Annotated in this window: 17 protein-coding genes; 7 read left to right on the top strand and 10 right to left on the bottom strand. The window is 44.2% G+C overall.

The features are described 5' to 3' along the window. Position 1: 1 nt before the first annotated feature. Positions 2–418, top strand: a complete 417-nt coding sequence (gene arfB / locus ACRD6K_RS17355; protein WP_299583213.1) for an alternative ribosome rescue aminoacyl-tRNA hydrolase ArfB — start codon at positions 2–4, stop codon at positions 416–418. An 11-nt stretch (positions 419–429) separates the two neighbouring features. Next, positions 430–1,086, top strand: coding sequence for a YiiX/YebB-like N1pC/P60 family cysteine hydrolase (locus ACRD6K_RS17350; protein ID WP_430974305.1), 657 nt, complete (start codon positions 430–432; stop codon positions 1,084–1,086). Between the two features lie 37 nt (positions 1,087–1,123). Here the strand turns inward: ACRD6K_RS17350 and ACRD6K_RS17345 are convergent, their stop codons facing one another. Together ACRD6K_RS17345 and rlmH are read right to left on the bottom strand one after the other, a co-directional pair. Beyond that, positions 1,124–4,777, bottom strand: coding sequence for a sensor histidine kinase (locus tag ACRD6K_RS17345; protein WP_430974304.1), 3,654 nt, complete (start codon positions 4,775–4,777; stop codon positions 1,124–1,126). 18 nt (positions 4,778–4,795) lie between these two features. Then, positions 4,796–5,269 carry a 23S rRNA (pseudouridine(1915)-N(3))-methyltransferase RlmH gene (rlmH, locus tag ACRD6K_RS17340; RefSeq protein WP_430974303.1) on the bottom strand — a complete coding sequence of 158 codons (474 nt, stop codon included), beginning with the start codon at positions 5,267–5,269 and terminating at the stop codon, positions 4,796–4,798. 245 nt (positions 5,270–5,514) lie between these two features. Between rlmH and ACRD6K_RS17335 the strand changes: the two genes are divergently transcribed. The 4 genes from ACRD6K_RS17335 (at position 5,515) to ACRD6K_RS17320 (ending at position 9,578) form a co-directional block, all read left to right on the top strand. Further along, complete coding sequence (locus ACRD6K_RS17335) at positions 5,515–5,907, top strand: DUF4783 domain-containing protein (protein WP_299583225.1); 393 nt, start codon at positions 5,515–5,517, stop codon at positions 5,905–5,907. Between the two features lie 5 nt (positions 5,908–5,912). Continuing rightward, positions 5,913–6,842 carry a YihY/virulence factor BrkB family protein gene (locus ACRD6K_RS17330; RefSeq protein ID WP_299583228.1) on the top strand — a complete coding sequence of 310 codons (930 nt, stop codon included), beginning with the start codon at positions 5,913–5,915 and terminating at the stop codon, positions 6,840–6,842. Between the two features lie 97 nt (positions 6,843–6,939). After that, entirely contained in the window at positions 6,940–7,707 is a 768-nt protein-coding gene (locus tag ACRD6K_RS17325; protein WP_299583231.1) for a TIGR00266 family protein, read from the top strand. Between the two features lie 167 nt (positions 7,708–7,874). Beyond that, positions 7,875–9,578 (top strand): PNGase F N-terminal domain-containing protein, encoded by a 1,704-nt coding sequence (locus ACRD6K_RS17320; RefSeq protein WP_430974302.1) that lies wholly within the window; start codon positions 7,875–7,877, stop codon positions 9,576–9,578. A gap of 76 nt (positions 9,579–9,654) precedes the next feature. Here ACRD6K_RS17320 and der read toward each other — a convergent pair whose 3' ends face one another. From der to ACRD6K_RS17280, 8 genes are all read right to left on the bottom strand, one after another. Beyond that, a complete protein-coding gene (gene der, locus ACRD6K_RS17315; protein ID WP_299583237.1) occupies positions 9,655–10,962 on the bottom strand; it encodes a ribosome biogenesis GTPase Der in 1,308 nt (435 codons plus the stop codon). Positions 10,963–11,031: 69 nt separating this feature from the next. After that, on the bottom strand, positions 11,032–11,916 hold the full coding sequence (gene era, locus ACRD6K_RS17310; RefSeq protein ID WP_430974301.1) for a GTPase Era: 885 nt from the start codon (positions 11,914–11,916) through the stop codon (positions 11,032–11,034). 80 nt (positions 11,917–11,996) lie between these two features. Then, a complete protein-coding gene (locus ACRD6K_RS17305) occupies positions 11,997–14,435 on the bottom strand; it encodes a DUF5686 family protein (protein ID WP_430974300.1) in 2,439 nt (812 codons plus the stop codon). Next, positions 14,422–15,105: a hypothetical protein gene (locus ACRD6K_RS17300; protein ID WP_430974299.1), complete on the bottom strand. Its 684-nt coding sequence runs from the start codon at positions 15,103–15,105 to the stop codon at positions 14,422–14,424. Before ACRD6K_RS17300 ends, ACRD6K_RS17305 begins: the two co-directional genes overlap by 14 nt. 10 nt (positions 15,106–15,115) lie before the next feature. Beyond that, complete coding sequence (locus tag ACRD6K_RS17295; RefSeq protein WP_299583249.1) at positions 15,116–15,598, bottom strand: RNA polymerase sigma factor; 483 nt, start codon at positions 15,596–15,598, stop codon at positions 15,116–15,118. A gap of 38 nt (positions 15,599–15,636) precedes the next feature. Beyond that, positions 15,637–16,455 (bottom strand): pseudouridine synthase, encoded by an 819-nt coding sequence (locus tag ACRD6K_RS17290; protein WP_299583253.1) that lies wholly within the window; start codon positions 16,453–16,455, stop codon positions 15,637–15,639. Positions 16,456–16,590: 135 nt separating this feature from the next. Then, positions 16,591–17,343 (bottom strand): carboxypeptidase-like regulatory domain-containing protein, encoded by a 753-nt coding sequence (locus ACRD6K_RS17285; protein WP_299583256.1) that lies wholly within the window; start codon positions 17,341–17,343, stop codon positions 16,591–16,593. Positions 17,344–17,536: 193 nt separating this feature from the next. Then, positions 17,537–18,766, bottom strand: coding sequence for an LL-diaminopimelate aminotransferase (locus ACRD6K_RS17280; protein WP_430974298.1), 1,230 nt, complete (start codon positions 18,764–18,766; stop codon positions 17,537–17,539). Between the two features lie 467 nt (positions 18,767–19,233). On the opposite strand from ACRD6K_RS17280, the gene ACRD6K_RS17275 reads away from it, so the two are divergent. Continuing rightward, positions 19,234–22,038 carry a glycoside hydrolase family 2 protein gene (locus ACRD6K_RS17275; protein ID WP_430974297.1) on the top strand — a complete coding sequence of 935 codons (2,805 nt, stop codon included), beginning with the start codon at positions 19,234–19,236 and terminating at the stop codon, positions 22,036–22,038. Positions 22,039–22,041: the final 3 nt, after the last annotated feature.

The following is a 22,041-nucleotide window of genomic DNA, read 5'->3' as shown; positions in this document are numbered from 1 at the left end:
CATGAACAAAGCATCCGTTCATATTCCAGATTTAAGCAGCGAGTTTGCGTTTCGAACTTCGCGCAGCAGTGGAGCTGGCGGACAACATGTGAACAAAGTGGATTCGCGGGTTGAACTGCGCTTTAATGTTCCTGCCTCGCAGCTATTAAGCGAGCGGCAAAAAGAGCTTCTCCTTCAAAAACTGGCCAACAAGTTAACTTCGGAAGGAGACTTACTGATTGTTAGTCAAGAAGAACGCTCGCAGATCCGAAACAAGGAAATTACGGTAGAAAAATTTTATGCCCTGCTCCAAAAAACCCTTCAGCCGGTGAAAAAACGAAGGCCAACCCGTCCGACACGAAGCTCAGTAGAGAAACGCATAACAGCCAAAAAACAAATGGGCGAAAAGAAAAAGCGACGCGGCAAAATTGATTTCTAATAGACAAACACATGAAATTCACTCGAAAAAAATACCGACTACTCATGGCTTTTTTTATGCTTGGACTGAGTTTAAACGCGCAGCAAATCGATGCAGGAAAACTGCAAAATGGCGATCTACTATTCTCCGAACCGGTTTCAGGCCGCCTGTCAGAAGCCATCGATCAAGTCACCCAAACGCATAAACAAACCCACTTCTCGCATGTGGGAATGGCTATCCTTGAAAATGACGCGGTGTATGTGCTCCATGCCAGTGCCGAGGGAGGTACCTGCCAGGTTACATTGGATCAGTTTTTACATCCGAATGGAGATTCGACCCAAGTTACCGTTTACCGTCTAAAGCCGGCATTTCAGAAAGCTATTGCACCTGCCATTGCCAAAGCAAAAAACCTGCTGGGCAAGCCATACAACTTCAGCTACGTACTTTCAGACACCAGTCATTATTGCTCTGAGTTTATCTACCGGGGTTTTGAAGAAGACAGCATTTTTGTGTTAAATCCAATGACGTTCAAAAATCCTGCAACCAGCACTTTTAGTCCGGCATGGGTAGCGCATTACGAAAAACTCAGCATGGACATTCCGGAAGGTTTACCCGGCTGCAACCCCAATGGCATGGCAGCTTCTGAAAAGTTAGAGCGACTCGGATTATTAATCCGACCAACGCTTTAACAGCAAGTCCTTCAACATTAAAACGAGCACCTATGTTTTACTTATAAACAGGAAGCTCAACATAAAATGTCGTGCCTTGATCCATCTCCGTTTCAAACCAGATGCTGCCTCGTGCATTTTCAATAATCTTTTTCACAATAGCCAGTCCCAAGCCCATTCCGCTGCTTTTCGTAGTAAAATTCGGTTGAAACATTTGCTGACGAATAGCTTCCGGAATTCCGGTTCCGTTATCTTTCACAGCCACGCGGGCAAATCCATCCTTTTCTGTTAATACCACCTGCACCTTGCCACTTCGGTTTTGTGGAATGGATTGAATGGCATTCTTAATCAGATTAACAAAAGCCCGTGAAATTTGCTCATGATCAGCGTGAACCAACAACTCTTCCTGCCCATTCAGGTTCACCGTCAACTCCATGTGTGTACTCGACTCAAACAGTTCTACAACTTTTGTTAGCTGGCTCGCCAGGTTAAACACCTCATTTCGGGCTTTCGGAATTTTGGCAAAGTTGGAGAATTCGGTGGCTATCTCCGACAAGGTGTCAATCTGTTCAATCAACGTTCGCGTAACCCGGTCGAAGTAATCATCAAAGTGATCCGCCTTTTCCTTTTTGGCCCGCTGCAAGTATTGAATATTGAGCTTCATGGGAGTTAGCGGATTTTTAATTTCATGGGCTACCTGCTTCGCCATTTCACGCCAGGCTAGTTCCCGCTCCGTACGGGCTAACAGCTCGGCACTTTCGGCCAGCTCTTCCACCTTGCGGTTATATTCTTTAATTAAGGCGCCAATTTCATCATCGCGCTGATAGCTGATTTGCTCATTCTTTTTAACCAGCTGAATTCCCTTCAACTTCTCCCTAACCAAACTTAAGGGCCGGGTTATTTGATTGGCCAGCAAGACGGCCACAATCACACTGGCCAGAAACAGAAAGACATACAGGTTGATAAAAGCCACGATAAACGTGGAAATCTCTTGCTTCAGTTCATCCCCACGCGTAAAGTACGGTAAGTTAATGAACCCCAGATAATCGCCCATATCGTTGATGATGGGCTCATAAACCGACAAGTAAGACAGCTCGCCAATCCGCTCGGGTTGTGAATAACTCACCTGGTAATTTTCAATCAACTCGTAATAAGCCTCAGAATTCATCCGATTCGAAATAATCCCTCTTAAAAAGATTTCCGGGCGCGAAGAAGCGATCAACTCGCCATCCAGTCCGAAAATATTAATATCCGTTCGAAAAACAATGGATAGCTTATTCAGTTCATTCCAAAGCCAATCGATCAAATCGGGTGTGAGCTCATTTACATCGCCCATCCGCATCTTAACTTCCTCGGCAATGGAGTTCATTTTTTCATTCAGGTCATCCTGGTGCCTGTTTTCATACTCCTGAATGTTGTAATAAATGGTACCGGCAGCCACAAAGAAAAGTGAACTGAGTACCACCGCAATAATGGCCGCCTGTATTTTAAACTTCAAGTCATAAAACATGGCCTTTTTCCGGTACTGCGGATTGCCGGCAAAAACAATTACCAAAATAAAAACGAAATAGAACACAAAGAGGTAAGGGAATGAAATCAGATAATCCTTCATTCGAAAGGACTTACTACTGGCAATGATGTAATTGTTGTGCCCCAAGATGTGAATTAAATGATCGTACCCATCCCAACGTTCAAGCAGAAACTCAGCGCTGTCATTCTGAATATTGTAGGAGTCGATGTAGTAATTATACTGATAGTCACCACTTAAGGTAACCAACTCGTTGTCAAAATACTTGGCATACGAAAAATGCTGATAGCGCTTGGGTTTAGCCATCGACTGGTCGAGCAATAACTCGGGAAAACCTGAGCCTTCCGGCAACAGACGCGAATTCAGCTCAAAAAAGACCGAGGTCCCTAATGAATCGGCTGAGAGCGGATAAAAAATTCGTCCCATGTAAGAAATTCGGCCATTCAAGTTATCCATAAAGTAAAAGTTGGTCCCCGGAATTTGGGTTCCCGATTCATCAATCATCTCTTCAAAAAACGGAAAGCAAGGCACCCAACGGTTATCCGGCTCAACCAGCAGGCTGTCGGAACCGCTACAGAGAATAATTTTCAAATCGTACTTCCGAAAATAGCCACCAAAATACTGCCGTTCCAGGTAGCTTTCCAGCTCCTGATAAGTGGTGGACAATAAATACGGAATAACCGAATCGACACTGAGTTCGCGTTGAATATCCGTCAGGAAAATCTCTGCAGCCGGATCATGTTCCGAGTTCAGGGTCACCGTCATCAGCTTTTGACTTTCGACTGTCCTGAGTTGGTTATAGTACTGGATATCAACTAAAGTAAAAAGGGCAAATAGCGACACAAAGTAGATGATGTACGATAGAGAATGCCTTTTAAACTGGGTGTTCTGTAGGGCAAAAACCGAAAAATTTGTCAGCAAAAACAAGCATACCATGTACAAGTAGCTATTTTTCACCACAATGGCAAGTCCTCCAAAAATCAGAATCAGCACCAAATGGCTTTTCAGGAATCGCTTCCTGGAAAGGTAACGCTCGCTCAACTCAACCGTCTTCAAGTTGATGAGAAAAGCAGAGAAAAAAAACAGGGCAATAATGACAAAACCAACGACACTGTAAAAATCAATGTCATCAATTCGGTTTAGCTGAAAGGAAATACTGCTGTTTCGAATCAGGTTTCCAATGAAATAGTTGGCCAACAGGTAAACCAGCAAGCTAAACAGGTAAGCTCCCCAAAGCTCTCCTTTACCAGCCCCTTTGGAATAAGCAAAATCTTTCACATAATTGAAACACCAAAAGAAGAATAAAACCGCCAGTAACAACAAGTCGCCCAACGAAGGAAGCCAAAAGGAATAGGCATAAAGCGCCGGTCCAAACAAGTCGAAAGCGTAAGCCAACTGCGGCAAACGGAACAACACATGAAACCAGTAAAAACCCAGCAGAGAAAGCCCCAGCACAATAACCCGCGTTAGAAAATTCTCATACCGGTAGTGCCTCACCCGCTGCCGGATAAAACCCAGAAGGATTAAAAATGCCACAATAAACACGGCCGCAGGCGCATAAAGCTGTGCCTTGGTGCACTTAAATTTGCCGGTGGGTAAAATTGAAAATAAATAATTGCCTTCTTCGTCCCGCACCGAAAGGTTGTAAGCCGATTTTTCACGCTGAATCACAAAGTTATCCGGCAGCACAAAAGGCTCAACAAATTCATTCCGAATAAACTGGTTCTCTATGCTGTAGATATCTTTAATATGAATTAACCCAATCAGGTTTAGCGAATCCACTTTCCGGTTAAGACCAAAGTAGGTACCGTTGGGCAAGGCCAACAGTTCCTGAGCCGCCATTTTGCTTGAAAAGCGACTGGAAAACGCAAAGTGATTGTGCGACCAATAAAGAATTTCATTGCCATCCAACAGCACAAACCCCAATCCCTGATCCCGATATAAGCTAGAGTAAGGAAAAAATTCAGCAACAAAGTTTTCATCAAAATCAGCCTCGGTCATGCGCTGCTCAATTTCATCAAGCAGCCCGTTTAAAGCTTGCTTTTGCTCCAACAACTGCACTTCAAAAGTTTCAACCAAGCCGACTTCCGGACGGTCTTTCAACGTATGGTTCTCAAGCAGAAATGCAAAAACAAATAAGCACAAAGAAAGGATTAGTAAACCGTATTTTTTGAATTCTTCCATACATTGGATTAAGGTCTATTATTCGTGGTGGTAAGGTTCGCCCTTCAAAATAGTTAAGGCCCGGTAAAGCTGCTCACTAAAAATCAGCCGAATCAACTGGTGCGAAAAAGTCATTTTCGACAAACTCACCTTGCCTGTTGCCCGCTGGTAAACGGCTTCGGAAAAGCCATAAGGCCCTCCAATAACAAAAATCAGGTTCTTTAAACCACCGAGCATCTTCTTCTCCAAAAACCGTGCAAATTCTGTCGACCGAAACGTTTGCCCCCGTTCATCCAGCAAAACCAGCTCATCGCCAGCCTTTACCTGCGCCAAAATCAATTCTCCTTCTTTCTCCTTTTGCTGATCTTCGGAAAGCTTCCGCGTGTTTTTCAAATCCGGAATAACCGTGAATTCAAAGGGGAGGTAGTGCGGAATGCGTTTGTGGTAATCCGCCAGTCCCTCCTGCAAATACTTTTGATCTGTTTTTCCTATCACAAGCAATTTTATCTTCACCGCCAAAAATTTAGGTAACGCAAACTAGCTTACGTTATTTTATAACTATCTTGAATTGTTAACGATAAATATCAGCATTCTATCTGAAAAGTAAGTACCTTTTCAGGAGCTAAAAATCATCCTTAACGCAATCAAAGGTTGTAAACTGAAAATTGTTAACTTTACAAAGTTATGTATCCTGTTGCATACTTATTGTTTTTTGGTATAATTTATGCAGACTAACAGGGTTTTTAAACAACTAAAAGATGAAAAATCAAAGGATTAAAACCTTAATTTCGGCACTCGTATTTTTCTTTATCTCCATCGGAAGTATGGCACAGGTTCCGGATGAAGTTATCTTAAGCCTCAAAACCGGAGATGCCTCTACCTTATCCAACTATTTCAATCAAAATATTGAATTGGTGGTTCTGGATAAGGATAATGTATACAGCAAAGAGCAGGCGAAACAAATTGTGGCCTCTTTTTTCAGTACCAATACGCCCCAGCGTTTTGCCATTATTCATCAGGGAGGTAAAGAAGGTGCACGTTATGCCATTGGTAACCTGACGACTAAACAAGGCGTTTTTCGAGTTTATTTTTTATTGAAGGAAAAAGGTCAGAAAGCCTATATTCACCAGTTACGAATTGAAAAACAGTAAGCTGAATGGTACTCAGCAAACGAAGCCATAAGATTAAGCGTTTCTCCCTAAAATTATTAATTTGGGCAAGAAAAATTAGTTTTCCCGGCTTTGACGAGGTCGCAATCTACGATGTTGGTCTGTTTTTTTACAAAAGCATCGTTCAGGGATCGATTACCACCCGGGCCTCAGCCATTGCGTTCAGCTTTTTTCTGGCGCTTTTTCCAGCCATCATTTTCTTGTTTACCCTGATTCCTTACATCCCCATCAAAAACTTTCAGGTCGAGCTGTTCCTATTAATCCAGGAACTTCTTCCACCAGAAGCATTTGCGATGGTTGAAAAAACCATTCAGGACATCTTAACCCGTCAACGGGGAGACTTGCTTTCTTTGGGTTTCTTCATGGCGCTCATTTTCTCAACCAATGGCTTGGCCAGTATGATGAGTGCATTTGATGCTTCTTTACATACCTTCAAGCGCCGAAGCTGGCTTGGGCAGCGGCTCATCGCCATTTTGTTGCTTTTTATCCTGTCCATCCTCATTACGCTCAGCATTGCCCTGATTACCGGCGGGCAGTTTGCCATTAACTACTTGGCTGATCACGACTTGCTGCGTGATAATTTCACCTATTACCTGCTTACTTTCGGGAAATGGATCATTACCGTGGTTCTGTTTTTCTTTACCTTCGCCTTTCTCTATTATTTTGCGCCGGCCAAGAAAACCCGCTGGCGCTTTATCTCTCCCGGAGGCACGCTGGCCACTATACTAAGCATCATTACCATGGTTGGGTTCAGCTACTACATTACCAACTTCGGGCAATACAACAAACTGTATGGCTCCATTGGCACCCTGTTGGTTCTCCTGCTGCTCTTCTACCTCATGTCGCTTATTCTGCTCATCGGCTTTGAGCTGAATGCCAGCATAAACGAGGCACACCAGAAAGCACAGGAAGATTAGTTTACCCTGAAAAATCGCCATTTTATCGAAAAGCTGCTGACGCTTTCGCGGCAATTTGTAATTTTAGGTTTCTGAATAATTAAAATTTCCTACTCCTATGCAGTCACACGAAATTGATTACAAAATTATTGGTCACGATGTCCAGTTAGTTGAAGTTGAACTTGATCCGGGAGAAACAGTCATTGCCGAAGCCGGCGCGATGATTTACATGGAAGACGGCATTAGCTTCGAAGCCAAACTTGGAGATGGTTCAAATCCCCGGGCCGGATTTTTCGATAAAATTCTATCTGCCGGATCACGCATTATCACCGGCGAATCTCTTTTCCTGACTCACTTTTCAAACCAAGGTTGGGGCAAAAAACACGTTGCCTTTTCGGCTCCTTATCCGGGAACCATCATTCCCTTGAAACTGGGGCAAATGGGTGGTCGGATCATTGTACAAAAAGATGCCTTTTTATGTGCCGCCTTAGGCACCAAAATCAGCATCACCTTTAACCGACGGCTAGGTGCCGGTTTCTTTGGAGGTGAAGGATTTATCATGCAGGAACTGCATGGTGACGGTAACGCGTTCATCCATGCCGGAGGTACAGTTATTGAACGGCAACTAAACAACGAAGTTTTGCGTGTTGACACCGGCTGTATTGTTGCTTACGAACCCTCCATCGATTTCAGCGTAGAACAATCCGGCGGCTTACGCTCGATGGTTTTCGGTGGCGAAGGGCTTTTTCTGGCTACCCTGAGAGGAACCGGAAAAGTCTGGTTGCAATCCATGCCCATCCGCAAACTTATTGCTGAGTTGTCGCCTCGAGGAGGAAATCAACGCAAAGAATCCGGTGGACTTTTAAACCAGTTCTTGCAAGATTAAATTTCTGAAGATCTCAGCCCCAAATCTCTGAAATAAACAAGGTCAGCTTGCAGAGATTGATTATTTTTGAGGCTTGCGGGCAAAAAAATGCCCTGCTACCAGCCGATGCCTGGCCCAATATGTGCATCGGCTTTCTTTTATTTCTTAACTAAAGTCATTCAACACCAATGAGATCATTGATTACATCCGTTTTTGTTTTGCTTCTTTTTGTTGCACCTCCCAGCTACGGAAGAAAGCACAAAAAAGAAGCTGCCTACAGCATTAATTACGTCTCCATTCGCAACGGAGCAGAAGTTCCGGGAAGAAGCATGAAGGTGAAATACGCCAATCAAGTCGCTTACCTTTCAGAAAATGGCGATAAAATTCGCAGCTATATCGACTATGGCACACAGCAAACAGTAACCATCCTCAACTACGAAGATGAACTCTTTAAAACCTTAACTGCTTTTGATGCCCTTCCGCAACCCCAATTGGGAGACAAAGAAGAGACCATACTCGGCTATAAGTGCCAGTACGCCAAACTGTCTTCATTTTCAAATACCATTGAACTTTGGTATACAGACCAAACCGGGGCAAAAGGCTCGCCTTACCAAGGCTATTTGCCCGACAGCAATTCGTTGGTACTGAAAGTAACCATCAATGGCAACCGGACCTTAGTGGCCAAGTCTATTGACAAGCTGGCTGCCGACTCCATTCCAGCCTATCCGTTGGAAGAAGCAACAGAAGTAACAGTTGCTGAGCTGGAAGAATTGAAAATTAAATCGCGCTATACCGTGCTCCCCGTATTTGAAGATGAAATCATCAATTTTGAAAACCTGCCAGAAACCTATGAAGGGCAAACGCTGGAGTCGAATCGCACGTACCGCTTCTCAAAAGGCAGTGTGATTATGAAGAAAGTTACGCTTCCTGAAAGCTGGAAAGCCGGAGGCCAGTTTTTTGCCAAGCTGACCAGCTGGTCCAACGGGGATGCCTATGACCGCACCGGCTCTATTTTTGTATTGCCGGCTTCGCACAACAAAAAGACCATTCTGGCTGCCTTGCAAAATGGTCTGGATGAACTTCCGGTTTTCACCGACAACAATGGAGCGGAATACCAAGGCATCACCAGCACAACAAATTACGACAGCCCCGTTGAAATCATGCGTTTCTTCACGTCATTTGGCGTCGGTCATTTTAACAAACTGCGGGAAATTAACAACTACCCGTGGGCCTTTAAAGCGACCTACAAACAAGAAGTGACTCCGCTAATTCCGAATGACGATGAGGAGATTTGGGTCGGTGTGTTTATCGGCAACTACGATAAGGGTGGACACAAGGTCGACCTGGAACTGGATTTTTATCCGGGATTTGAAAAAGAAGCACCAGCAAAAAAATACATTCAGCCCTTATTTTACTCGGTGAATATCATGGAAATGTCGGGGCAAAACTATGGTCGCTTGTTCCGAAACGACACACTTACCGTGGAGTTTGAAGTTCCCGAAAATGTAGAAAACGTGCAACTGCTTTACACCAGTACCGGTCACGGTGGCTGGGGCGGTGGCGATGAGTTCAACCCCAAACTCAATGAGGTTTTTATTGATGACGAACCCATTTACAACGTCGTGCCATGGCGGACCGATTGTGCCACTTACCGCTTCTTGAACCCAGCCTCAGGGAACTTCGGCAATGGACTATCATCAAGCGACTTGAGCCGATCAAACTGGTGCCCGGCAACTTTAACCCCGCCCGATCTGATTCCTTTACCAAACTTTGCTCCTGGCAAACACACCATAAAAGTGGTTATTGACCAGGGGGCAGATGAAGGCAGCAGCTTTAGCCACTGGAGTGTTGCCGGCGTACTGACCGGAAATTACAAAAATGATTCGAAGTAACCATTTCAGTAACTCATAAAGAAAAAGCGCCTGTTCAAAATCAATGAACAGGCGCTTTTTTTGATGCGGTAACTTCTTATTTCTTTCTGAAGAAAATCTGAAGTGGCACTCCTGAAAAGTTAAAATTCTCGCGAAGCTGGTTTTCAATGTAGCGCCGGTAAGGATCTTTAATGTACTGTGGCAAGTTGGCAAACAAGGCAAACGATGGCGTTGGACTTGGCAACTGCGTCACATATTTAATCTTAATGTATTTCCCTTTGATGGATGGCGGCGGATACCGCTCAATGGCTTCCAGCAATACTTCATTCAACTTCGATGTTTTCAGTTTCTGCTGACGATTTTCGTAAACCTCAATAGCCAGTTCCAGTGCTTTGAAAATACGCTGTTTGGTCAGGGCAGACATAAACACAATCGGCACATCAACAAAAGGAGCAATACGCTCGTGAATCTGCTCGGTAAATTTCTTCACCGAGGCATTGTCCTTCTCAATTAAATCCCACTTATTCACCAAAATGACCACACCCTTTTTATTGCGAATCATCAGGTTGAAGATATTAACATCCTGGCTTTCGACTCCTCGTGTTGCATCAATCAATAACATGCACACATCCGAATCCTCGATCGAACGAACTGACCGAAGAACCGAGTAAAACTCCAGGTCTTCATGTACTTTGGCTTTTTTACGCAAACCAGCCGTATCCACCAGGTAAAAATCATGCCCATACTTGGTGTAACGCGTATTGATAGAATCACGCGTTGTTCCGGCTACATCTGTAACAATATTCCGGTCAACTCCGGTTAGCGCATTAATAAACGATGATTTGCCCACATTCGGACGACCAACCACCGCAAAACGTGGAACGCCATCTTCAGTTTCTATCACTGTATCTTTGCTAAAACTACTCACCACAGCATCCAGCAGATCACCGGTTCCACTTCCGGTCATGGCCGAAATACAGTACAATTCACCAAGGCCAAGGCCATAAAACTCCTGGGCATCCAAAATACGCTCGTTATTATCCACTTTGTTGACGGCCAGGAAAACCGGTTTTTCAGAACGACGTAAGATGTGAGCCACCTCTTCGTCCAAATCCGTAATTCCTCCTTCTACATCGACAGCAAAAACGATGACATCGGCCTCGTCAATGGCCAGATGAACTTGTTTCCGGATTTCTTCTTCAAAAATATCATCCGAGTTTTTGACGTAACCTCCCGTATCAATCACCGAAAAATCTTTCCCATTCCAGGTTGATTTTCCATAATTCCGGTCACGGGTTACCCCTGAAACCCCATCAACAATGGCTTTTCTTCTTTCAACCAAACGATTAAACAAGGTTGATTTCCCAACATTGGGCCTTCCTACAATAGCAACTATATTACTCATTTCTATTCAATTCCTTTTTCTGTTCCGGCAACCCGGATTTCTTTTTCAATTTCGATGGGGCAAATTCGACTATTGGAAATCATATCCGAAGTTCCCCAACATCCGGTCCTTATCACGCCAGTCTTTTGCAACTTTTACATACAATTGCATAAATACCTTTTTCTGAAAGAACTCTTCCAGATCTTTTCGAGCCTGGGTCCCCACCTTCTTCAAGGCAGCTCCCTGATGGCCAATAATGATTCCTTTTTGGCTGTCGCGCGCCACGTTGATCACACAACGCAAGCTTAGCAGCTTCTCATCCTCCTTAAACTCCTCAACCTCAACCTCTACTGAGTAAGGAACCTCTTTCTGATAGTAAAGCAATATTTTCTCCCGGATGATTTCCGACACAAAGAAGCGATCGTTCCGGTCAGTTAATTCATCTTTTGGGAAGTAAGGAGGTGCCTCGGGCAACAACTCCAGAATACGGTCAAAAATAGGTCCGATATTAAATCGCTCCGTGGCTGAAATAGCAAATACATCAGCAGCTGGCAGCAAATCTTTCCAGTACTCGTACTGCTTCATCACCTCTCCCTGGTTCGACAAGTCAATTTTATTAATCAACACAATCACCGGAGCATTCGATTTCCGGATTTTTTCAAGGTATTCCTCATTTTTATCCGCCTTTTCCACCACGTCTGTCACATACAAAATGACATCAGCATCAATCAAAGCGGTGTTGACAAACTTCATCATCGATTCCTGAAGCTTGTAATTGGGTTTTAGAATTCCAGGGGTGTCGGAATACACAATCTGAAAATCTTCTCCGCTCACAATCCCTTTAATCCGGTGACGCGTGGTCTGCATCTTTTTGGTAATGATTGACAAACGCTCGCCGACCAAGGCATTCATGATGGTTGATTTCCCGACATTCGGGTTCCCAATAATATTTACAAATCCTGATTTATGTGTCATTTATGTGATCTCCATTTTAAAAAGCTGGGCAAAGATAACAATATCCTTTTAGCAGTTATAAATCAAGCCTTTAATTTTGATTAAATTGCTAAATCAATCGTAAATTTTAACGCTAAGTTCTTTTGGAACGAATCCAGTCGATAGGGTCCAAACCGATAAAAAGCACCGGTTCCGAAGGTGAAGAATCCAAATTTAACTAATTTCGAAACCAATATCCCACCTTCGTAATACCCTTTGTTAATAGATGGATAACGCGAAGCAAAACCATCCTGAAAGTCATAAGCTGTGCTTCCAATGCCTGCGTTGAAGGCCAGTAAAATGTCGGGGCGCACTTTTTTGTACCGAAAGAGTAAAGAGCCGAAATTATGCCGCCAAAAAAAAGCGAGCAGCTCATCGGTAAAAAATTCGTTGATGCGCATGGTTGAAAAAGAACTTTTACTGTAGAATGAAAACAGCTGCGGTCGCGACGCTGGCGGACTACTCAGCAAATTCACCACGCCCCCCGCCTCGCGCAACGATCCGAGCAAGGTAAATTCGCTTTCGCCCAAATTTCGTAACTGGTACGAATCAGATAGTTTAAATTCGATGGCACTATAGGCTCGATCGGAGCTGGTTCGCACCGCCCGTTCGTAGTTAAAGTGCAATACCGGGTAACGGCCTCCCAAAGAGTATATTTCACCCCGTCGTCGAAACAGGCGTTCCTTAAAAGTTAAGCGAAACTGAACGCCTAATTTGTTATAGGTCAATGCCTGCAAACTTTGGTTTCCGTCAATCAACCACGGATCCATGATTTGGTAATTTTTCCAATACGCCCTGGCTAGCAATGAAGGAAATAACCGTCCTTCCACCCCCGCCTGATAAAGCTGATGGTAAGAGAAGTTCGTCCGGTACCAGGCCTCCAATTGCCTGGAAATAAATGGCTCCTTTTGCTCCAAAAATTGAATGGCCCCATTCTCCCGCAAATCATTTTCATAAAGCACAAACAATTTGGTCGCACTTTCTTTATCCACCTTAAATCCCAGGTTGGCACCATACTTATTGACCTTATCCTTCAACCCGTATCGCCAGTAGCCCCCCAACAGTAAGCGTTCGCTGAAGCTGGGGTTGGTTTCCAGAGCCAGCCCCAAATGCAAGCCTTCCAAGTGATTAAACCCAGCCACCCGGTCCAGCAGAAGATCGACCGGCCAAAGCGGCACGCGCCAACCAGCCAGCGACTCAATGGCATTCATCTTGGCATCAAAGTGAACTTGCTGCCCTAAGCTATCCACAAACTGGTAGATGAGCGAGTCCTTGTGCGACAAAGGCACCGACCGCAATGCTTCCCAGTTGGAATCCGACTGCTGCGTGGCCGAAGGAGAAACACTTAATTGCGGTCCTTGCAGCTTTTCCTTTTCCAACGGAACATTGACCACCCGTTTACTAAAATAGGTTTTTCCCAAAGCCCGCACCGTAAGTGAATTGTCCGGAAAGTTGATTCCTGGAAGATTCAACTGAGCAAACGAAATTTCAGAGTTCAGTGCTTTCGGGAACCAATGCCCGGAAGGCAGCTGATCATAGACTTGTTCGATCGAAAGTACCATCCGTTTGTTCATTTGATCAGCTGCTTGCACCCGCAATGACTCAATAGCGTAGCCATCAGAACTGATCTTCAGCACCCCTTTCAGCCCTTCAAAATTTTTGTTTTTCCGAGGATAAAAACGAATAACAAACAAACTGTCCCCGTTGGGCGTAAACAAGGTTTCTTCTAAAATAAACAGGTACTTGTTCCATGAATTGGGAGATACCGGACTCAAAAATTGTTTTTCAAACAGTTTGATGTAATCCTGGTAAAAGGTGAAGGATTGCAGTTGAGTGGCCAGCAGAAAAAAAGACGGGTCTTCCAGGCCTGAAACCCGGCTGGCAATAATCACTTCCTTTTCCTTTTGCGGTTTCCGATAGGCTTTTTCGCTAACCGACTCCAACAAGAAAAGATCTTGCTGGTCGACAAAGCGTTTTAACTTCAACTGACTCGAGTCGGGGTTCTCTCCCAATGACTCCAAAAACCGGGTTCGGGTCTCATCGGTTAAAGAGAACGTCATCTTATTATACGATTGATAATAATACGAATCGAGGTTTTTGGGACGATGAAGCTCACGGTTTTCCACGACCTTTTTCATAATCCGATCCACCGGATTTTCACCCGGAACTACTTCCACCTGCTCCAGCGCAATGGCTGCGGTCTCTAAAGCAATCCGGTCGCCATCCTGCAGATGCTGCACCGCCAGCTTCTTTCGGGAATACCCCACATAACTCAACTCAATAGAGTCAGTCTCCTGGGCATCCATATTGAAAAAACCATCGATATTGGTTGTGGTTCCCCGGTTTTGGGTATCAAAAAGAACATTGACAAAAGGAAGCGGACGCGAGGTATCCGCATCAACAACCCGAATGGTAAAGGTTTGAGCAACCAGCTGGCTGCCAAAAACAAGCAATGTCAAAAAAAAAGCAATTTTTTTCATGGCATAACTAGTCAATTTCATCCAGCTCTTTCTGTGTTTCTTTTAGTTTGAAGATATAATTCCCGTAAAGTTTTCGGAAGCCCCAGTGAAACAATAAAAACAACAGGGACACAGCCAGCAATAATATAACAATCCCCAGTACCAGACGCTGGATCATTTCAGGCGAGCTGCTCACCTCTGACAAGCTTGTGCTCAACTCATGGGCCTTGATGGTCATGCCTTTGTATAAGCCAGTAATGAAACTGATACTTAACACCAACAAAAGAATACCCAAGGCCAGGTGAAAAAGCTTGCGATAAGCATACAGAATGTGAATAATGGATTTCAACACTTTCGCCAAATCATTGCTTTGCGAGTAGTTTTTAGTTGCCGCCCGATAACTCAGCCAGAAATACACAAATGAAGCTGCAATGCACAAAACACCAATTCCTTCCATCAATTGAATCCAAAGTGGAGTTAACTCGTATTCTGCCACAAAATTGGATGTGAAAAAGAAGTCATCAAAAGCAAAAAACAAGGTCAGGAAAAGGAGCACACCAAAACCGATCCGGATATTACGCTCGATCCGCTCAATCAAATTTTTCGTGCGTTTTTTCAGCAAGTCATAAATGGCCTGTTCCCCCAGCTGATGCTTGTTGGCATCATCAGACGAGAATTTACTCCATGCCGATTTTAAATCTTTCAGTTCCATTACTCTGAATTCAGTTATTCATGTATTTTTTCAACTTCTTTTTAATCCGGTTCATTTTCACGCGCACATAATTCTGGGTAATACCGGTTATTTCAGCAATCTCTTCGTACTTTTTGTTCTCAAGATACAGCAGTACGATGGACTTTTCGACGCCGCTGAGGTTAGCAATGGCCTGATGCAAAAGTTTAATTTGCTCCTCCATTTCATGATCATACTCTTCCTCAGCCAGTTGGAAATTGCCGATTTCAATGGCACTTTTATCTGGCTGGCGTTTATTCTTCTTGAAACTCGTGATGGCAGTATTCAGGGCAACCCGGTACATCCAGGTTGAAAATTTGGCTTCGCTTCGAAAAGAAGGAAAAGACTTCCACAATTGCGCCAGAATCTCCTGAAACAAATCGCGACGATCTTCTTCAGAATCACAATAAATGGAACATACCTTATGGATGATCCCTTGATTTTGTGATATGATCTTGACAAATTCCTTTTCCAAAGCAATGCTATTAGTCTGGACTTCCCGAATAAATTACACTAACTCATTTTTAAAAAGCCAATCTCCTTCTCGGTTAAAAAACGCCAGGTGCCACGAGGCAGTCTTTTCTTGGTCAACCCAGCAAACATTACCCGGTCGAGTTTTAATACGCGATAGCCCAAATGAGCAAAAATCCGACGAACAATCCGGTTTTTTCCGGAATGAATTTCAATACCAACTTGGCGCTTATCTGTCTCATCTACAAAACTAATGGCATCAGCAGCAATAAAGCCGTCTTCCAGTTCAATACCGGTTTTCACCTGATCCATATCGGCCTGAGTAAATTCTTTATCCAGAAATACATGATAGATTTTTTTCTTCTCGTAGCTGGGATGTGTCAATTTGGTTGTCATCTCGCCATCGTTGGTAAACAACAACAGTCCAGTAGTGTCTTTATCCAGCCGCCCCACGGGGTAAATGCGTTCCTTACAGGCATTTTTCACCAACGAAATAACCATCTTTTCAGCATGCGGATCATCCATGGTGGTTACAAACCCTTTGGGCTTATTTAAAAGCACATACACTTTTTTCTCGGCACTAATGGCTTTTCCTTTATAAACCACCTCATCTTTAGAGGTTACTTTATAACCCAGGCTAGTAATCACTTCTCCATTAACCTGCACCTCTCCTTTTTCAATCAACTGATCGGCTTCGCGACGCGAGCAAATACCTGCATTGGCAATAAACTTATTCAGTCGGATCTCCCGATCGGACTTTTTAACAAGACTTATTTTTCTTTTTTCAGAAAACTGTTGTTCCTCATTCGACTTGTTCATTTTCGAAAACTGGTGTCCTTCAGACTTAAATTTCTTTGTCATAACTTGTTTTAAATCGCTGCAAAGTTCGGAAAAAGAATTCAGATTGACACACCGCAGGGTAAGATTGAACCATTAAGTTTGTTCAAACCAAAACCGATTCTGAAAATTGAAGGCTGAAAACCAAAACCGGATGTCTTATTCCTGCTCCTGCTTATACAATTCATATTGATTCAGAATTGCTTCCCGCACCTGGTAATTATTGTTTACCTCATTGAGGATTCCTTTGGAATTGAAATAAATCATGAAAGAATCAGCTTCCGCCTCATCCAGGCCGGTCAGCTCCATAACAATCTCTTTACTGTAGTATTGCGAAAGGTATTCCCAGCGCTTTTCTGAAACTATAGCACTGCGCACTTGTCGCTTTTGCTTCTCTTTCCGGCTGACATGATACTGAATAAATGAGGCTGGTGAAAAAACCGCAGCATACCAGGGAGGCTTGGTGTTGAAAGCGTCGCCACGCAACTCCGGATCAATATCAACGGGCTTCCCGGTTGATATTCCTTCCATATTCACCTTGTTCGATTTTCCTTTTACTTCCACTTCCCCAATGGCAAACCGAAGGGGACGCACCCAAATGACAAACAAGCTGTCCGGATGGTGTTTGGGTGGCACTTGCACATATTCTTTCATAAAGCCCATGGCTGAAATGGCCAGGCTATCGATATTCAACATATCCATGACAAACTTCCCCTCCGAGTTGGTGGTTGTTCCGCCGTGAGTACGCAAATTTACCACATGCACGTACGGAACGGGTAAACCATCGTCACGATTCAACACCTGACCTTTTAGCTGAATTAGAATCGGATCAATATCGGCCAGGTCTTGTGCTGTACCCCGGACAGCGAACAGGCTCAGCAAAAATGGAAGAAGGATAATCAGTTTTCTCATGGTAAAAACAAATTTAACACTTTACATTTACTTATACGTGCAATCCAACAAAGCTTAACGGCTTTTAACAGTCTTTATGTCTTCCTTCAAACAAGTCACTCTTCCTGCATGTTTGCTGGTCCTTCAAAATCAGCAAAAAAAAGAGCCTTGATAAATGCATTACCAAGGCTCTTCGTTATGCTATACGATGTAATTAGCTCAAATTCTTGATGCGCGTCATGGCTTCAAGCACACTATCACGATCAGCAAAGGCCGAAAAGCGGAAATAGCCTTCACCGGCAGGTCCAAACCCGGAACCGGGAGTACCAACCACATTGGCTTCGCTCAACACCTTATCGAAAAACTCCCAGGAAGTCATTCCTCCCTTGGTTTTTACCCAAACATAAGGCGCATTAACTCCACCATATACCGAGTAACCAATTTCTTCAAGGCTTTCGCGCATAATCCGGGCATTTTCCAGGTAATAAGCAATCACTTCTTCCACCTCTTTTTTTCCTTCAGGTGTAAAAACTGCTGCTGCTGCTTTTTGAACCGGATAAGAAACTCCGTTGAACTTAGTGGAATGACGACGCAACCACAATTTCTTTACCGAGTGTGCATTTCCTTCGCTGTCGTAAGCTTTCAGTTCTTCAGGAATTACAGTGAATGCACAACGCGTTCCGGTAAAACCAGCCGTTTTTGAAAAGCTGCGGAACTCAATGGCTACTTCTTTCGCTCCTTCAATTTCATAAATCGAACGCGGGATAGCCGGATCGGTAATAAAGGCCTCATAAGCAGCATCAAATAAAATGACACACTTGTTTTCGCGGGCATAGTTCACCCACTTCGCCAATTCTTCTTTGCTGGCAACCGTTCCGGTTGGGTTGTTCGGATAGCACAAGAAAATCAAATCCGGACGCTCTGTCGGCAAATCAGGAGTAAATCCGTTTTCTTCAGTACAAGGCATGTAAATGACTCCCTCGTAGTAGCCATTATCCTGGCAAACTCCGGTTTTGCCCGACATCACTGTGGTATCGGCATAAACCGGATAAACCGGATCGCAGATCGCAATCTTATTGCTGGCACCAAAAATTTCCTGGATATTTCCGGTATCACACTTCGAACCATCCGAAACAATAATATCATCAGCCGGAATATTAATTCCATTGGCCTGATAGGCATGCTCAGCAATGGCTTTGCGCAAAAATTCATAGCCTTGCTCGGGTCCGTAACCTTTAAACGACGCTGCTTTTCCTTGCTCATCAACTCCTTCATGAAAAGCTTTCAGCACGGTCGGAACCAAAGGACGCGTAACATCCCCGATTCCCATTTTTATAATTTTCTTGTCGGGATTGGCCGCCACAAACTCGCTCACACGTCGTCCAATTTCGGGAAACAAATAGCCCGCTTGCAATTTCAGATAATGCTCATTAATTAATGCCATATCAATTCTTTATTTTTAGTGATTATTTTCTTTGAATTTGTTTAATTTCAGGCGCACAAAGGTATGAAATTGGTTTGTTTTTGCCTAAAACCCCTACCGCTTTTACTATTTCATAACGACTTTTACAAGATTGAAAAGCGCATTGATCATTTTATCAACATCCTCTTTACCGCTGCCAATTCACACAGCCACATAAGCTACACGATATCAACACACAAACAACAGCACCAAAAATCATTTAACGGTATTCTCTGCCACAAGCCCCAATGGAACAGCAGCCCAAGCGCACACCCATCCAAACACAGTCCCAAGGCATAAGGTTTTCCATCCACGCTTGATCCTTCTCCTTCCCTTGTTCTTTTCACCCCGAAGTATCTGGGAGAAAACCACTCACGATCCCCTATCTAAAAAAATCACTAAATTACAAAGCGAAACAATTCGTTAACCTAATCTAAACATTCAAACATATGCACCTCCTTCGATCACTTCTTGTCCTTATCATTGCTGGACTTTCGCTAAGCGCTTTTTCTCAAACCACTGAAATAATCTACCTCTCCGGAACCGATGCCGCCAATACTGTTGACTGGGATTTTTACTGCACCGACGGCCAGAACTGCGGTAAGTGGACACAAATTCCAGTCCCCTCCAATTGGGAGTTGCAAGGCTTTGGAACCTATAACTACGGACACGACTGGCGGAACAAGGACCTTAAGCTCGGTAAAGAACACGGACTTTACAAACACGAATTTGAAGTGCCGGCAACATGGAAGGGCAAAACCATCAACCTGGTTTTCGATGGCTCAATGACCGACACCCGTGTGAAAATCAATGGAAAATCAGCCGGAGCGATGCACCAAGGCGCGTTCTACCGGTTTAAATATGATATTAGCCAATTGTTAAAATTCGGCACCACGAATCTTCTGGAAGTCGATGTCGCGAAACACTCCGACAATGAGTCGGTAAACCGCGCCGAACGCCAGGCTGACTTTTGGATTTTTGGCGGAATCTTCCGTCCCGTTTTTCTCGAAGTGCTTCCCAAAACCCACATTCAACGAGCAGCCATTGATGCCAGAGCCGACGGAACCTTCAGCGCATTAATAGAACTAAATCATGTTAAAACCAACGATTCTGTTTCCGCAGAACTTCTTGATATTGAAGGAAACAAAGTTGGTGCAATTGCCCCCTCTGAAATTCGAAAGGGAATGAGCGAAATGGTTATTTCCGGAAAATTTGAAAACATCCGCGCATGGAATCCGGAATGGCCGACTTTATACGACATGAAGATCACACTAAAAAGGGATCAGTCCATTGTGCACGAAGTAACCGAGCGCATTGGATTTCGCACGGTGGAACTTCGCAAGCATGATGGATTCTACATCAACGACGAAAAAGTGGTCTTCAAAGGCGTGAACCGCCATTCGTTCTGGCCCGAAACAGGTCGTGCCCTCAGCGAAGAGAATCACCTCACCGACATTCGGCTGATGAAAGAAATGAATATGAATGCCGTGCGCTGTTCACACTACGTCCCAGACAAACGTTTTCTGGAGTTGTGCGATTCCATCGGCCTGTTCGTTCTAAATGAAGTTACCGGCTGGCAAGACAGCTATGACACCATCGTTGGCCCCAAACTGGTAAAAGAAACCGTACTGCGCGACCACAATCATCCCAGCGTTGTGATCTGGAACCACGGCAATGAGGGCGGCTGGGATTTTGCCAACGAAAAAAACTTCCATACCTACGACATTCAACAGCGGCCGGTACTTTATCCATGGCTGTTGCGCAATGGTGCAGACACCCACCACTACCCGGAGTTTGAATATGCCTCTGGCCGGTTCACCTATGGAAACGATCCGTTTATGCCCACCGAGCTACTCCATGGACTATACGACGGTGGTCATGGTGCAGGGTTGGAGGAATATTGGCGCAGTTACGAATCGTCCCCCCTCCATGCCGGTGCCTTTTTGTGGGTGCTGGCTGATGAAGCAGTGCTTCGAACTGACCTTCCTGGCACCACCTACGATAGCGATGGCAACCATGCTCCCGACGGAATTCTGGGACCTCACCGCGAAAAAGAAGGGAGCTTTTACACCATCAAAGAAATCTGGTCACCGGTTCAACCAGAACCAGTAACCATCAATCGCCAATGGAATGGGATACTATTTCTGAAAAACAAATTCACCTACACCAATCTCAAGAACTGTGTTTTTAGATGGGAAGCGTACAAAATACCGATTGGAAGTACTCAAAAAGAAATTACCGGTAGTGGTATCATGCCAAGTCCTGACGCATTACCGGGTGAGACAGCCAGAATACAAATAGACTGCCAAGAGGCCTTATTAACAGCCGATATCTTTGAGTTTACAGCCATTGACCACCAAGGCTATCAACTCTATACCTGGACCTGGCCAGTCATCCAGCCCAACGAAAAAGCAACAGACCTGATTCACTCCCGCCCTTCCATCAACGAAGAGATCCGCATTACAGAAACCGAAAAAACCGTTACCGCCTTGACTCAAGAGATTGAAATCTCCTTCAACAAACAAAACGGGCACCTGCTTTCGGTAAAAAACAAAAAAGGAACGCTTTCCCTTTCCGGCGGGCCTCTTCCGGCAGGAACTAACACAAGTGTAAAATCAACCCAATGGGCCAAGAATGCAGATGGCAATTTCGTGTTTGAAATCCATTCCGAATCTTATCCTGAAAAAGTGACGTGGGAGCTACAGAAAAACGGACTGTTGATGCTACAAGCCAGCCCTCCTGCAAGTCGCTTAAACAACATTGACTTTCTGGGCATTTCATTCAACTATCCCGAAGAAAAATGTACCGGTGTAAAATGGATGGGGCGCGGGCCTTATCGTGTTTGGAAAAACCGACTAAAAGGAAGCAATTTGGGAGTATGGGAGAAAAGCTATAACAACACCATTACCGGTGAAAGCTTTAACAAGCTCATCTACCCTGAATTTAAAGGATATCACGGGAATTTGTATTGGGCTACACTGGAAACAACAGAAACAGATTTTACCGTAGTTTCAGAAACACCCAACTTGTTTTTCCAACTGTTTACCCCAGCCCGCCCCAAACACGTTGCCGGCGGAACATTTCCACCATTTCCGAAAGGAGATATTTCCTTTTTGTATGAAATTCCTGCCATTGGCACCAAATTCAAACAAGCAGAACAATTGGGCCCCAAGAGTCAAAAAGGCAGATTTGCAGGACACAAAGGAGATGAAAACTATCCAATAAAGCTTTGGTTTAATTTTCGAACAAGGTGAAAA

It is taken from the genome of Sunxiuqinia rutila (assembly GCF_050589705.1).
Lineage (GTDB): Bacteria > Bacteroidota > Bacteroidia > Bacteroidales > Prolixibacteraceae > Sunxiuqinia > Sunxiuqinia rutila.
This window is presented reverse-complemented; position numbering and strand designations above follow the sequence as displayed.